The 13,980-nt window shown below is 36.0% G+C and carries 17 protein-coding genes; 7 read left to right on the top strand and 10 right to left on the bottom strand.

Translation table 11 applies throughout. The features are described 5' to 3' along the window. Positions 1-18: 18 nt before the first annotated feature. Positions 19-357, bottom strand: coding sequence for a DUF6054 family protein (locus PB01_RS01050; protein WP_151698460.1), 339 nt, complete (start codon positions 355-357; stop codon positions 19-21). A gap of 111 nt (positions 358-468) precedes the next feature. Further along, the gene (locus PB01_RS01045) at positions 469-1,668 is read right to left on the bottom strand and encodes an NAD(P)-dependent malic enzyme (RefSeq protein WP_151701919.1); all 1,200 of its coding nucleotides are present in this window, start codon (positions 1,666-1,668) and stop codon (positions 469-471) included. Positions 1,669-2,068: 400 nt separating this feature from the next. Between PB01_RS01045 and PB01_RS01040 the strand changes: the two genes are divergently transcribed. The 3 genes from PB01_RS01040 (at position 2,069) to PB01_RS21590 (ending at position 3,350) form a co-directional block, all read left to right on the top strand. Then, entirely contained in the window at positions 2,069-2,755 is a 687-nt protein-coding gene (locus PB01_RS01040) for a hypothetical protein (RefSeq protein ID WP_151698459.1), read from the top strand. 81 nt (positions 2,756-2,836) lie between these two features. After that, positions 2,837-3,148, top strand: a complete 312-nt coding sequence (locus PB01_RS01035) for a DUF3243 domain-containing protein (protein WP_151698458.1) — start codon at positions 2,837-2,839, stop codon at positions 3,146-3,148. Next, positions 3,141-3,350 (top strand): hypothetical protein, encoded by a 210-nt coding sequence (locus PB01_RS21590; RefSeq protein ID WP_264158162.1) that lies wholly within the window; start codon positions 3,141-3,143, stop codon positions 3,348-3,350. The genes PB01_RS01035 and PB01_RS21590 overlap by 8 nt, the downstream gene beginning before the upstream one ends. A 39-nt stretch (positions 3,351-3,389) precedes the next feature. On the opposite strand, the gene PB01_RS01025 is transcribed toward PB01_RS21590, so the two are convergent. The 4 genes from PB01_RS01025 to PB01_RS01010 form a co-directional block, all read right to left on the bottom strand. Next, positions 3,390-3,929: a biotin transporter BioY gene (locus PB01_RS01025; protein WP_151698457.1), complete on the bottom strand. Its 540-nt coding sequence runs from the start codon at positions 3,927-3,929 to the stop codon at positions 3,390-3,392. Between the two features lie 133 nt (positions 3,930-4,062). Next, a complete protein-coding gene (locus PB01_RS01020) occupies positions 4,063-4,449 on the bottom strand; it encodes a DnaJ family domain-containing protein (RefSeq protein WP_151698456.1) in 387 nt (128 codons plus the stop codon). A 12-nt stretch (positions 4,450-4,461) separates the two neighbouring features. Next, the gene (locus tag PB01_RS01015) at positions 4,462-4,914 is read right to left on the bottom strand and encodes a PH domain-containing protein (protein WP_225986127.1); all 453 of its coding nucleotides are present in this window, start codon (positions 4,912-4,914) and stop codon (positions 4,462-4,464) included. 12 nt (positions 4,915-4,926) lie between these two features. Beyond that, positions 4,927-6,015: an AI-2E family transporter gene (locus PB01_RS01010; RefSeq protein ID WP_151698455.1), complete on the bottom strand. Its 1,089-nt coding sequence runs from the start codon at positions 6,013-6,015 to the stop codon at positions 4,927-4,929. Positions 6,016-6,151: 136 nt separating this feature from the next. Here PB01_RS01010 and PB01_RS01005 point away from each other — a divergent pair, with 136 nt between their 5' ends. Continuing rightward, the gene (locus PB01_RS01005; RefSeq protein WP_151698454.1) at positions 6,152-6,595 is read left to right on the top strand and encodes an NUDIX hydrolase; all 444 of its coding nucleotides are present in this window, start codon (positions 6,152-6,154) and stop codon (positions 6,593-6,595) included. A 581-nt stretch (positions 6,596-7,176) separates the two neighbouring features. Here the strand turns inward: PB01_RS01005 and PB01_RS01000 are convergent. Next, positions 7,177-8,616 (bottom strand): DEAD/DEAH box helicase, encoded by a 1,440-nt coding sequence (locus PB01_RS01000; protein WP_151698453.1) that lies wholly within the window; start codon positions 8,614-8,616, stop codon positions 7,177-7,179. Positions 8,617-8,779: 163 nt separating this feature from the next. On the opposite strand from PB01_RS01000, the gene PB01_RS00995 reads away from it, so the two are divergent. After that, entirely contained in the window at positions 8,780-9,001 is a 222-nt protein-coding gene (locus PB01_RS00995) for a DUF2187 family protein (RefSeq protein WP_151698452.1), read from the top strand. On the opposite strand, the gene recQ is transcribed toward PB01_RS00995, so the two are convergent. Then, positions 8,986-10,752, bottom strand: coding sequence for a DNA helicase RecQ (recQ, locus tag PB01_RS00990; protein ID WP_151698451.1), 1,767 nt, complete (start codon positions 10,750-10,752; stop codon positions 8,986-8,988). The two genes, PB01_RS00995 and recQ, sit on opposite strands and share 16 nt — an antisense overlap. A 42-nt stretch (positions 10,753-10,794) precedes the next feature. Further along, positions 10,795-11,028, bottom strand: a complete 234-nt coding sequence (locus PB01_RS00985; protein ID WP_151698450.1) for a hypothetical protein — start codon at positions 11,026-11,028, stop codon at positions 10,795-10,797. Between the two features lie 73 nt (positions 11,029-11,101). Here PB01_RS00985 and PB01_RS21585 point away from each other — a divergent pair, with 73 nt between their 5' ends. Together PB01_RS21585 and PB01_RS00980 are read left to right on the top strand one after the other, a co-directional pair. Next, complete coding sequence (locus PB01_RS21585) at positions 11,102-11,224, top strand: hypothetical protein (protein ID WP_264158161.1); 123 nt, start codon at positions 11,102-11,104, stop codon at positions 11,222-11,224. 50 nt (positions 11,225-11,274) lie between these two features. Beyond that, the gene (locus PB01_RS00980; RefSeq protein WP_151698449.1) at positions 11,275-12,465 is read left to right on the top strand and encodes a class I SAM-dependent rRNA methyltransferase; all 1,191 of its coding nucleotides are present in this window, start codon (positions 11,275-11,277) and stop codon (positions 12,463-12,465) included. An 825-nt stretch (positions 12,466-13,290) separates the two neighbouring features. Here PB01_RS00980 and PB01_RS00975 read toward each other — a convergent pair. Beyond that, on the bottom strand, positions 13,291-13,875 hold the full coding sequence (locus tag PB01_RS00975; protein ID WP_151698448.1) for a hypothetical protein: 585 nt from the start codon (positions 13,873-13,875) through the stop codon (positions 13,291-13,293). Between the last annotated feature and the right edge of the window lie 105 nt (positions 13,876-13,980).

Below are 13,980 nucleotides of genomic sequence, written 5' to 3'. Positions count from 1 at the left end.
ATAATACTGCACTTTTATTTATATTCTATATTCTTCTAGCGCTTTTTCCACATTATTTACAAAACTTCCTCCCGCTCCCCAGTCGAAGCGAAGAAATACGCCTTGCCCTGCACCGGATGAAGCGGCGTGCACTTTCGTATTATTCTCCAAGTTGTCAATTGTGATAGTTAATGAAGCACGATTACTTGTACGCATATAATACTTTTCTAAAACACATACAATGACTTGCTGCTCGCCAACAACACGTTCATACACGTCTACAATTGCTCCCGAAATACTTCCTTGTACGATAGACTCTTGCAAAATGTCCAGCGCTGCTTTTGGTGATAATGAAACATAAAATTCGCGTACGTCCATTTGAATCCCCTCTTTTCTTCATGTACCTAATTTTACGTTTGACCGGAGGAAAAGTTTCCAATAAAAAAACGTTCCATCGAGGCACTTTCCTCTTAGAACGTTTTGCTATGTTTATACTTCTTTCAATTCTTGTTGAAATAAAACCGAGACACCCGATTTAATTGCAGCATCACTAACGGCTTTTGCAACCGCACTTACTACTCTTTCATCAAATGCATCCGGAATGATGTAGTCTTCTCGAAGTTCACTCTCTTCAATAAGTGAAGCAATTGCTTGAACGGCAGCTAGCTTCATTTCCTCGTTAATATCCGTTGCTCGTACATCTAGTGCTCCTCTGAAAATTCCTGGAAAAGCTAAAACATTATTCACTTGGTTCGGATGATCAGAACGTCCAGTCGCAATAACTCTGACACCCCACTCTTTCGCTAAATCATACGCGATTTCAGGATTCGGATTTGCTAAAGCAAAAATGATAGGATTAACTTTCATCGCATCAATCATTTCTCTCGTTAAAAGATTAGCTACAGAAACACCGATAAATACATCAGCTTCATCCATTGCATCTTTTAATGATCCCTTTAAACCGAGCGGATTCGTAGTACTCGCAATAGCTTCTTTAATTGGGTTCATTCCTTCTTCACGACCCTCATAAATAATTCCTGTTGAATCACACATAATAATTTGTTGATACCCAAGTTGTTGAAGAATTCTTAAGATAGCCATTCCTGCAGCTCCAGCACCATTAATCACTACTTTTAATAAAGAAATCTCTTTCTGAACAATCTTTACTGCATTTTGCAGTCCTGCCCCAACTACAATAGCTGTTCCATGCTGATCATCATGAAATACCGGTATATTTAGTTCTTGACGAAGACGGTCTTCAATTTCAAAACATCGAGGAGCTGAAATATCTTCTAAATTTATCGCTCCAAATGTCGGGCTTAATGCTTTTACAATTTGCACAATCTCATCTATATCTTTTGTATCTAAACAAATTGGAAAAGCGTCGACATTCGCAAATCTTTTTAATAAAATTGCCTTGCCTTCCATTACAGGTAAAGCTGCTTTTGGTCCGATATCACCCAATCCTAAAACGGCTGTCCCATCTGTCACAATTCCTACCAGATTACCTTTCATCGTATAGTCATAAATGGTAGAAGGATTATTTTTTATTTCCAAACAAGGTTCTGCCACTCCAGGCGAATAAGCTAAACTCAAATCTACCATACTTTCTATAGGAACCTTTGAAATCATCTCCATTTTCCCTTTATAGCTTCGATGCATATTTAATGCTTGTGTCTTTAAATCCATCTTCACTCTTCTACCTCCTTCTATTTTTAGTAGCCTCTATCTCTACTATAAGCAAAGGTAGGTACTCCATACCTACCCAACTGTATATTCTCAAGATTATAGGCACTAAATTTTTTAATGTCAATTTAGTGAAAGGTTGCACAGAATTAGTGAAGAGTTGCACAAAACAATCGAATTATTAATCCTCACAAAAAAAATCGGCAACCATTTTTGGCTACCGATATACATGAATGCACTAACTCAACGTTGAGGGGGTTAAGTGTGCGATTAATCAGCTACAATTTGGAGAAAAGTCGCTGTTAAGAACCTTCTCACATTAAGAGTAAGTTTCTATATGGTAATGATAATCATTTTCATTTAAAATGTCAACTAATTTCTAAAAAAATTGTATACTACTTGTATGACAACTTTAACGAACGATCAAATCCGACAACTGAATAATTACAGCGTCTATTTGGAAGCAACTGGAATACCCATTTTTCATGCAAAAAACGTGGATAATGCACTTCCGATGATTAAGCTAATTTCCCAAGCACCGAATGATCCAATTGCTGCATCCTTTTTTATGCGAAGAGTTGGAATGTTCATTTCCATGCAGTTTTATATGATGACTATGTATGATGAAATTTGGGATGGACCACTTGAATCATTACAATTTTTTGTAACAACCGAGTATAACAACAAGACAATTAGCACGTATATACCGGCAGAATACTTTCGAAATGTAAAAGAACATCGAGCAGAAGATATTCGACTTGTTTGGGAGCATCAATGCTATCCAATCATCCAACAACTTCGAGCACAATGCAGCATCTCCCCTTTGACACTTTGGGAAAATGTGTTTGGTTATTTGCTTTGGCATTACTACGTTTTTTTAGATAATCCAGTAATTGCTGAGCAAGCTAAAATAGATTGGAACCTACTTCAAGATGACGAGATGTGGAAAAAATTTACGACAAAATCGTCTTTATCAAATTATTTAAAAGGAAAAAATCCCGCACAACTAATAAACGCCCCAGTCCGAACAACATGCTGTTTTTCAAAAGACATTCCTGGACTACAAAAATGTGGATTCTGTCCAAACTAACTTTTAAAATTTTTTTCATGCATGTTTAATCATCCTTTGGGAATAGCTAATAAGAGTCTAATTTTAAAGGAGTGAGGAAGCTTGGGAAACAAAATAGAGGAACGCGTTGAGAATAAGTTAAATAGTATCGGTACAGAAGAAAAAGAAGAAATCTTAAAGAACTTTTCTTCTTTTAAGTCCTATTTGGCAGGCAAAGTAACTGCTGGAGAAAAAATGGGCTTAAGTGAAGAGGTATTAGCAAAAGCAACAGAAAAAGTGGCTGGCTATTTAGCGAAGCATGAAGAACCACGAAATCGCGAACAATATCTTCTGCAAGAGTTATGGAAAAATGGAGACAAAGAGCAACAACATGCACTTAGCCATATGCTCTTAAACATGGTTAAGAATGAATAATAAAGTTCGTAAGGATGCTATAGGTCCATTTCTGGACAATCCAGATGGTGTACGAACTACAAAAGAAAGTCTATTTGATATGCATGAAGACATGCAAACCGTAGATGCCATTCAAGTGGAAGAACTCAATATGAAAGTGCAAGACGAAAACTATCACCACCACACCAAAAGTCGTTCTTTAAGTGAAGAACGATACCCCTAATAAGAAGAAACAAGCTCCGAACAACTCGGAGCTTGTTTTTTATAATAATTTTGCAGTGACTAAACGAGTTCTAATGATAACTGCTAACAATGCGGCAACGATCGCTTTTGCAAGATCTGGCAAGATAAATGGGAGCATACCTCCTTTAAAAGCCCCATCCCAAGGAAGTGCTGCTACAAACTTTAACCAAATTGCTCCAATAATTAATATTATAAAAACTGCGATTATATTCGCAATAATTGCATGCACTTTTGTATATCCAAGTTTTTCAAGATACCACCCTATAAATAAAGCGGCAGGTATAATGGCTATGAGATATCCACCGGTTGGGCCTATAATAATTCCTAATCCACTCGTCATTCCTGCAAAAACAGGTATACCAATTACTCCCATCAATACATAGATAGTCACTGCTATAGTGCCAAATTTTTTCCCAAGAATAGTTACTGTTAGCATGACTGCAATCGTCATTAACGTAAACGGTACTGGTGGTATATTAATCATAGTCTGTGCTGCAACCGCAATAATTGCAGCGAATAGCGCAGCTACAATCATCATTTTCAATCGTTCATTTCTCATTCTATTTCCCCCTAAGTTAAATAAGTAAACACACAATAATAACTAGTTAACTCAATTGTATCTTAAATTAATAGATAACATCTCGTCAATATAAAAAACAGTGCTCTACGAAAAGAGACACTGTTTTTATTTTTTACCACCTATTACTTGCTGCTTCGATTGATTCTAATCTGATCGTTCCTTTTTGCATTGGAGGTGGACATGTTTTATTATATGCAATAATCTTTTCATTTACTTTCGTTACTCGGAATTGCAACTCGTTTTTTTGACCGCTTGCGTATTTCTCGGCAATGTCTTTTAATTCATCGCGAATCTCATGCTGCAACTTTAACCAATGCGGCTTGAATCCTGCGTCTTTTGCGATTTTTTGAAAGTGTTGAAATACGTCTCCCGAAAAATATTCATCTGGCAGCGGCTTACCTTTGCCCTTTAAATTATCCATGCCACCAGTCTTTTCATAATTCCTTAATATGTCTCCGATTAAATCGTTACTTGGTTTATTTAAATTTTCATTATCCATCAACTGCAACCCTCATTTCACAAAATGAATGTGTGGAGCCTTTTCTAATAAAACCTTTAAAAAATTTTCTCGATTCTCAGGTGAGATAATTATACTTCCCATAATCGCTTTTTTATACTGAATCTCTAAAGCATCTGTTGAGGATAGAATGCGGTATCCAAAGAGAATATTCGATGTTGGATTCACTTTCGTTATGTCCTCAAACGGGATTTTACTTCGGAACAGTCCACCACGGACAAATAAATAATCTTCTTTAAACGTATATTCTATGTCTAAAGAAACCCATAAAATAAATCCTTCACATAGTAGAAAAAGTACAAGCGTTATCCAAACGGCGTTCATATCAGGTGCTTCCATAAAAAATAATTCAATTACCATCGGCAAAAGGGTTGCCAATGCAATTAGAACACTGGCTACCATGATAAGGATGATAAAAGTCCGATCTCTCTTGGATTTAAACGTCATATAATCACCTACCTATATGGATTCTGTAGCAGCATCCTTTATTCCTTCACGATGTACGTAAATATTTTTTAAGATTGATTTCACTACTGCATAAGTTGGAACACCTAAAATAATTCCCCATAACCCAGCAATATTTCCTGCTGCTAAAATAATCGTAATAACGGTTAGTGGATGGATATCTAATGATTTCCCCATCACATTCGGTGTAATAAAGTTACTTTCAATTTGCTGTGAAACAAGCATAATAATTGCAACATAAATGGCCATTTTGGGCTCTTGAAGTAACGCAATGATTAGGGCCGGAACAAGGGCTATATATGGACCTAAAAATGGTACTACATTCATCATCATTCCGAATAATGCAAGTAATAGGGCATATTTAAGCCCAATTGCAAAATATCCTATGAATAGCATTACTCCGACTAAAAAGCTGACGAATAACTGACCTTGAATATACGACCGTAATGTATCGTCAACATCCGATAATGTTTTTCGAATCCATGTTTTCTTATCACCTTTAAAAAACTTAGCGACAAAAGGTGCAAATTTTTCATGATCCTTCAGCATATATACAAGAAAAAACGGAACAAGAACAAGTAAGAATACTCCTTGGAACACACTTTGAACAAATTTTACTAATAGAGAACCTGCTACAGCTGCAATCGTATCAATCTTTCCGGTTGCTTCTTTTATCGTATTCTGGATTGGCTCAGGAAGATCCGTAAGCCTATCTCTTTGAGAAATAGTGTATTTTGTAAAGTCTCCTATTTCTTTTACAATTTCCGGTGTATTTTCCACAAGGGAGTTCACTTGTTTTGTAAGAGGAGGACCTACAAGTGCATAAAATCCCCAACCGATTAGACCAATAGCAATGAAAACAGAAATGATACTAGCCCATCTCGGAAATTTCATTGACTCTAACCATTTTTGTAATGGTCTTGCTAAATAAAATAAGACTCCGCCTATTAATAAAGGCATAAATATTGTTTGTCCAATAATAACTAATGGAGAAAAAATAGTTTTTACTTCCATAAACATATAGATTATTAACAACGTAAGCAGTACTGCTACACCTACTTGAAACCATCGCTTATTTGCCACCTAACGCCCACATCCTTCATTTATTTCTTCTTAAATGGTTATACGATTCTAGTTGATCGAAGTTTCACTCTATCAAGTATCTTATCATTTTTTATTGTACACTGATAATATAACTACGCTTGAAAGGAGGACCTTTATGGAATACTACAAAGAATTACGTAAATATGTTGGTCATAGCCCACTTATACTTCCGGGATCTGTTGTGCTCATTTTAAATAATAAAGATGAAGTATTACTACAAGAAAGAGCTCCCGGGATATTCGGTTTGCCTGGTGGATTAATGGAACTTGGAGAAAGCTTAGAGGATGCTGCACGAAGAGAGGTTATAGAGGAAACAGGATTATATGTCGGTGAGTTAGAATTATGTCATGTATACTCTGGACCCGAGTATTATTTTGAAGTAGAAAATGGAGATACTTTCTATTCCGTTACTGCTGTGTATAAAACAAGAGATTATAATGGAGATATGTCACCGGATGGGGATGAATCGATCAGTCTTCAATTTTTTGCCCCGAATAATTTGCCGGATGGTATGTTGGCTTCTTATCGGAAATTTATAGAGGATGGGCTTGAGATTTAAGTAGCCTCAAGCTCATTTTGTGTTGCTCGGACTTGGTTATCTGGTGCTCACACTGGGTATGTGGTACTCAGAAAGTTCGTGCTGCACTCGCACAATTTATATCATTCTTTTGAAAAGCAATCCTCCATAAGAAAAATGCTAGCGTCCTTTAAGTGCATTTTGTCTTCTCTATTTCTAGAGTGCTTTGGACGAAACATTTGCTACACTATTACAGTTAGAGAAAATGGATCGTGACGGATGTTTGTTCGTCGCCTTCTTGAAAAATGTAAAGACATAATGCATTTGTTTTGGTTAATGAGAGAATAAATCCTTTCCTATTCTTTTAAAAGCAGACGAAGATACAATTTCGTCCGCTCAGCACTTCTTTATATATGAATGATAGCTATTTTTCTCTAGTACCACCTACTCTAATGATACACCCACTAATCCCTGTATACTGTGTACGGTAAAACTAAAAAATCAAGATCAATCCCTTAAAGCTATATTATGAAACCTTACTATTACTGGATTCCTAGCATGCAAGATTCATATACATTCTTATCTTTTAAAAAAAGAAGAAGGAACTAGTCCCTCTCCTTTTTTTATTTATTTGCAATATGCACTTTAAGTAATTTACCTTTAATTGTTGTGTTTCTCATCGTTTTTAATACGAGCGGACCTTTGCCATTTAGTATTTCTACGTATGTGACAGTGTCTTGAATTGTGATAATACCGATGTCGTCAGCAGAAACTCCCTCTATTTTGGCAAGTGTTCCTACGAAATCGACTGCGCGAAGTTTCTTTTTCTTGCCGCCGTTGAAATACAGTTTTGTGATGTTTGCGTTTAATTGAGCGCCTTTTGATTCTTTTACTTCTGGTTGCTCCTGCATTTTCAAATTAAATGCTGTGCGACTTTTCACAATTGCTTCCGGTGATAACTCAGCTCCCGTAGGAATCTCAAAGCCAATATAATCTTCAATTTCTTTTACAAACTTGTCCTCATGTGGGGTTGCAAGCATAATCGATTTTCCGCTACGGCCTGCGCGTCCCGTCCTACCAGTACGATGGACATAGCTTTCTTTTTCAAGCGGCACATCATAATGAACTACATGTGTGATGTCTTCAATATCAATCCCACGGGCTGCTACATCTGTGGCAATTAAATATCGGAAATCTCCTCGACGGAAATCGTCCATTACTTCAAAGCGGTCTTCCTGCATCATTCCACCATGAATTTTATCTGCCGTATAGCCTTTTTCATCTAACATATCCACCAATTGTTCCACTCTGTCTTTTGTACGGCAGAAGATGATACAACTGTCAGGGTTTTCGATAATCGTCAATTTTTCGAGGAATGAAAACTTAAGTTCCTCCCTCACAACATACTTTACATGCTCAATATCCGGAGCATTTTCTTCTGCAGCATCTATCTCAATCGAAACAGCTTGCTTCATGTATTTGCTACTTAACTTTTTAATCACGTCTGATAAAGTTGCGGAAAATAACATAGTTGTGCGTTCTTTGGGCAATAATTTAATAATGGATTCCACTTGTTCTAAAAAGCCCATATTTAACATTTCATCTGCTTCATCGATGACAAGGTACTCCATTTTTGACACATCAAGTGTCCCTTTTTCGATATGGTCCAGTACGCGTCCTGGTGTCCCTACGACAATATGTGTTTTTTGCTTTAACGCTAATTTTTGTCTAGCAAATGGCGATTTCCCGTACAAGGCAAGACCTTTTATTCGCTTATAACGACCAATATTCGTGATGTCTTCCTGTACTTGAACAGCTAATTCTCTTGTTGGAGTGAGCACTAATGCTTGTGGTTTGTTTTCTTCCCAATCTACAAGCTCACATAATGGCGTCGCAAATGATGCGGTTTTTCCACTACCTGTTTTAGATTTTACAAGAATATCTTGTTTCTGAAGGGCAACCGGAATTACTCTTTGTTGTACTTCTGTTGGCTCTGTGTAGCCTAGTTGTTCGATGGCACGTAATATTTTTTCGTCTAACTTTAACTCTTTAAAATGCACTATGCATAATCTCCTCTTTAAATCTTATTTAACAGTTGAATATTTATCTTCCTATTTGTTGAACAAGTTTCGACAAATAACCTCATTATCACATTATAACAGGTTAACTGTGGTATAATTGAAATATCGCTTTTTGCGTGAACAAAACTAGAAAAGAGGTTAGCACATGAGTTTCCAACGACAACCAAAAGAAGTTTCTGACTTCGTAGCAGCACGGTCAATTGATGAGAAAATCTCTTTTACACGTAATGATCATGAAGTTCATGGTACTATTTTCAAAATTTTAGAGCAGTCAGTTATTGTCGAAATTTCTACTGAAGACGCGAAGAAAATTAATGTTCCTTCTAATTTAACCGTAGTATCCCACAAAAATTACACTGTACTATAACGATTAATTTCTTCGAGAAAAACTTTTCCGTATTTTTCTTGCTTATTTGCACCTACTCCATGAACATCTAATAATTCTTCTTCGGTTTGCGGGCGCTTTACACACATGTCTTGTAGTGTTTTATCTGAAAAAATAACAAACGGTGGTACACCAGCTTCGTCCGCAAGTTTTTTCCGAAGCACTCTTAAACCTTCAAATAACGGATCATTCTTCGCGATTTGTTTCGTTACTGCTACTCCTTTACGCATCACTTGTCTTTTCCCAAGTAATACATCCTTTCCTGCATCCGATACATAAATGGTAGGTAAGCTGCCATGATTAACTGAAAGTAAACCTTCTGAAATCATAAACTCCATTAGACCAGAAACTTCTTTTAACGACTTATTTTTTAATATCCCGTACGTAGATAGTTTTATAAATCCAAAATCCACTACTTTTTTGTTTTGTGAACCGGTTAACACTTGCGCCGTAATTGTTTTCCCAAATTTTTGACCCATTCGAACAACACAAGACAAGACCATTTGGACTTCTTTTGTAACATCTGACATTTCCCTTTTATCCGTGCAATTTCCACAACGACCACATGGCTCTCCGTTTGGCTCTCCAAAATAATACACGATAAACTGTTGTAAACAATTTTCCGTATGACAATAATCGACCATTCCTTGTAGCTTTTCCAATTCTTGCGGAATTCTTTCACGATCCAACGCTTGATCTATTAAAAATCGTTGCGTTTGCACGTCTTGTGAAGCATATAAAACGACGCACTCACTCGGCAAACCGTCTCGTCCAGCTCTTCCTGCCTCTTGATAATAACTCTCCATGTTTTTAGGAAGCTGATAATGAATGACATATCGTACATTCGATTTATCGATTCCCATGCCGAATGCATTCGTCGCAACCATTACTTGTGCTTCATCTGTTAAAAACCGCTCCTGCTCTTTATTTCGAAATGCTTCCGGAAGTCCTGCATGATATTTTGCAGTTCGGACTCCTGATTTTATTAACAACTCATATAGTAAATCGACCGTTTTTCTAGTAGCAGCATAAATAATACCGACTTCTTGAGCGTTCTTTTTAATAAAGTCCTTTAAAAACCGATTTTTATCTTGTCCTAGTACAACCGAAAAAGATAAATTTGAACGAGCAAATCCTGTAATTACTGTATTATCCTCTTTAATTTGAAGCAATCTACATATATCGGCACGAACATCTGGAGTAGCGGTGGCAGTTAAAGCAAGTACAACAGGTGCTTCTTCAAAAACTTCCTTTAATCGATGAATTGCACGATAGCTTGGTCGGAAATCATGTCCCCATTGGGAAATACAATGCGCTTCATCTACTGCTATTAATGGCACTTTAACACGCTTTAGTTGATTTAAGAAGTTTGTAGATTCCAGTCGTTCAGGTGCAATATAAAGGAGACGATATTGCCCATTTTGCACTTCTTCCATCGTTTCTCTTACTTCTTCAGCAGTTAATGTACTATTGATAAAGGTAGCTGGAATCCCTGCCTGTAATAATGTGTCTACTTGATCTTTCATTAGAGAAATCAAGGGCGAAATAACGATTGTTGTTCCTTCCAACATTAAAGAAGGAATTTGATAGCAAAGAGATTTCCCTCCTCCTGTTGGCATTACACATAAACTCGCTTTATTTTCTAACACATAGTTTATAACGGTTTCCTGTCCTTCTCGAAACGAATCATATCCAAAATAAGTTTGTAATAATTGACGTGCTTTTTCTAACACTAGAGCGACTCCTCCTTTATGAAAAAAGGGTAAACAGATTATTTACTGTTTCCCCTTCTTATTGTTAAATGTGTTATTCGCTGGTTTTGGATCTATTTTATTAACATCAGATCCAAGTAGGAAATATCCTATAATAGAGGACACAATTGCAGCTCCTGCAATGATTAGGATTTTATTTATAATAGTTACTTCATTATAATCTTCTTGGTTTAGAATAATTGTTGCAAGCACAGCTACTACGACCATAATTGGCACGATTACTTTAGACTTTTTCACAGCGAACTTCCTTCCTATGCATACGTATAATATATTGTACCATAAGAATATGTATAGAGAGGAGTAGACGATAATGGGATCTGTTACTTTTGTATTTGCTATTGTTGCCTTCGTATTTGCATTAGATGCAACAAACAAATATAACAAACTGGAAAAACGAGTGATTGAGCTAGAAAATAATAAATCGAGCGAATAAGTGAGCGCTTATGAGATAATGATTAAAAATGAAATTTGAGGATGACAACAATGACAAATGAAATAGATGTAAAACTGAAAGATGCATTAGCACAAGATTTGCAAAAAGGAGTTCCTATTCTATTAAAAGATGGATTTCATGAGGCTGATTCTTTAAAAGAAGGTTCTATTTTAAAATTGCAAAACCCTGCAGGTAAATTTGTCGGAAAAGGCTATGTAGGAATGCAAAATAAAGGGATAGGCTGGCTTCTGTCGAAAAATGAAAACGAAAAAATTGATACTTCCTTTTTCCAAAAGAAAATTGCAACAGCAATCAAAAATCGGGAGGATTACTATAATAGTAACGATACGACTGCATTCCGTATATTTAACGGAGAAGGCGATGGAATCGGCGGTCTAACAATTGATTATTTCGATGGTTTTTATTTAATAAGCTGGTATAGCGAAGGAATCTATTCCTTTAAAGAAATGATTTTAGAGGCACTTGAGGCATCTGTTTCATATAAAGGTATTTATGAGAAGAAACGATTTGATACAAAAGGTCAGTATGTAGAAGACGATGATTTTGTGAGAGGCGAATGCGGTGAGTTTCCACTAATCGTGAAGGAAAACGGTCTAAACTTCGCAATCTATTTGAATGACGGAGCGATGGTTGGTGTGTTTCTTGACCAACGTGATGTTCGCAAAAAAATTCGTGATGCTTATTCTAAAGGGAAAACAGTTCTAAACACATTTTCGTATACAGGAGCTTTTTCTGTTTTTGCTGTAGCTGGCGGAGCGAAGAAAACCACAAGTGTCGATCTTGCCAAAAGAAGCTTAAGCAAAACGACGGAGCAATTTGAAGTGAACGGAATAGATGTAGAAAAGCAAGACATTATCGTGATGGATGTATTTGATTATTTTAAATATGCCAAACGAAAAGAACTAGCTTTTGATGTAGTAATCCTAGATCCGCCTAGCTTTGCACGTTCGAAAAAGTACACATTTAGCTCTGCAAAGGATTATACGAATTTGCTAAAAGATGCTATTGCAATTACAGAAAAAAATGGTGTGATCGTTGCATCTACAAACAATGCAACGTTTGGAATGAAAAAATTTCAAACATTTGTGGAAAAGGCTTTTAAAGAGAGTAATCGTAAATATACAATTGAAGAAGAATTTTCTCTTCCAAGTGATTTTAGAACTTCTTCGCTTTTTAAAGAAGGAAATTATTTGAAAGTGCTATTTATAAGAATAAAATAAGAGTATTTTCAAAAAAGGAATGGTGGACAATGGTTCATTCATTCCTTTTTGTGGTCGAATAAGTTGTTAAGTTTAATGCTTATAATTGAATCATATACTTTTCATAAATTAGCATGATTCCGCTATAGGCGGACGCTTTTCGCGGGGTGAGTGATGAGCCATCTATCTCACTCATCCCGTTGGAGTCGCCGCCTGTCGCTCCAATTGATAAGAAAAACGCTAGCGTCCTTTAAGTGCTCTTGTCTTCTCTATTCCCAGAGTGCTTTGGATGAATCATCGCTACACTATTACCGGTGTTTCTTTTGTGGATCGTGAAGTGACTGCGTCACTTCACGATCCATTTTTTTCAGTAATCTTGTGGCGGATGTTTATCCGCCGCCCTCTTGGAATATGTAGAGACTAGGTACGTAAGGGGTGTTTAATGAGAGATTAGATACTTTCCTATTCTTTTAAAAGTGGACGAAGATGCAATTTCGTCCGCTCAGCGCTTCTTTATACATGGATGCTATCTATTTTTCTTTAGTAACACTTACTCGAATCATACACGTACTGATTCATGTACACTGTGGACGTTAAAACTAAAAAAAATCAAGATCAAACCCTTGAAAATATACTATGAATCCTTACTATTACTGATTTACTAGCATCCAAGATTCATATACTTTCTTTTCTTTTAAAATAATCATTGTTCGTGTTTTAATAGTTATATCCTATTTATGAAATTGACTCAATTAGTAACAGTTAAAGAAAAACCCATTTTTTAAAGGTTCCATTTCTCCCTCAACTAACACCTCTTTAGTTGGGGAACAACCGTTTTCAGATTAATTATGGTAGATAGATTTCAGATATGAAAACAACTTCTCCATCCTTTTCGTATAGTTGAAGTAACCCTCTATGAATAACAACCTCCTCCCAATCTACTTGGATTAACGAAGATCCACCTTTCACCAAACAAATCGGAACATTTTCAGAAATGCTTAAGGTTATAGCACCTCCCTCTGTTTCCTCCAAATGAAATCCATTTGGTGCATCCTGATCCATTATTTTCTCTGTAAAAGTAATATTTAGATTCAGTGTATTTCCTTTAATTTCTGCACTATTTAACATTGCAGTTTTAGAGTCTATAGAAAGGTTTATCAATTCATTCATAGAATGGAAGTTATTATGAAGTACTGTATTTAATTCTTCAACTGTTTCCATTTTCATTTCATTTAACATTATTTTCTTTTCTTGTTCCTCCAATAAAAATCGTTGTTTTTCCACAGCTTGATTAAGTTCCACAATTTTATTTTCTAATTTACTTATATCATTCTCAAAATCATCTGAAGGAACATTTTTATTCGTACAACCAACAATCAACAATAATAAAATCAAATAAAACAAGATAAACAAAGTATTCTGTTTTTTCAAGTTACGCCTCCAAAATTTGATTTATTATGCCTATCATTATCCTACTTCGCTATTCTACTAAAAATACCTGCTTATTAGAGTGATAGATACGACTTCTATGTTATC

It is taken from the genome of Psychrobacillus glaciei, assembly GCF_008973485.1.
GTDB lineage: Bacteria > Bacillota > Bacilli > Bacillales_A > Planococcaceae > Psychrobacillus > Psychrobacillus glaciei.
This window is presented reverse-complemented; position numbering and strand designations above follow the sequence as displayed.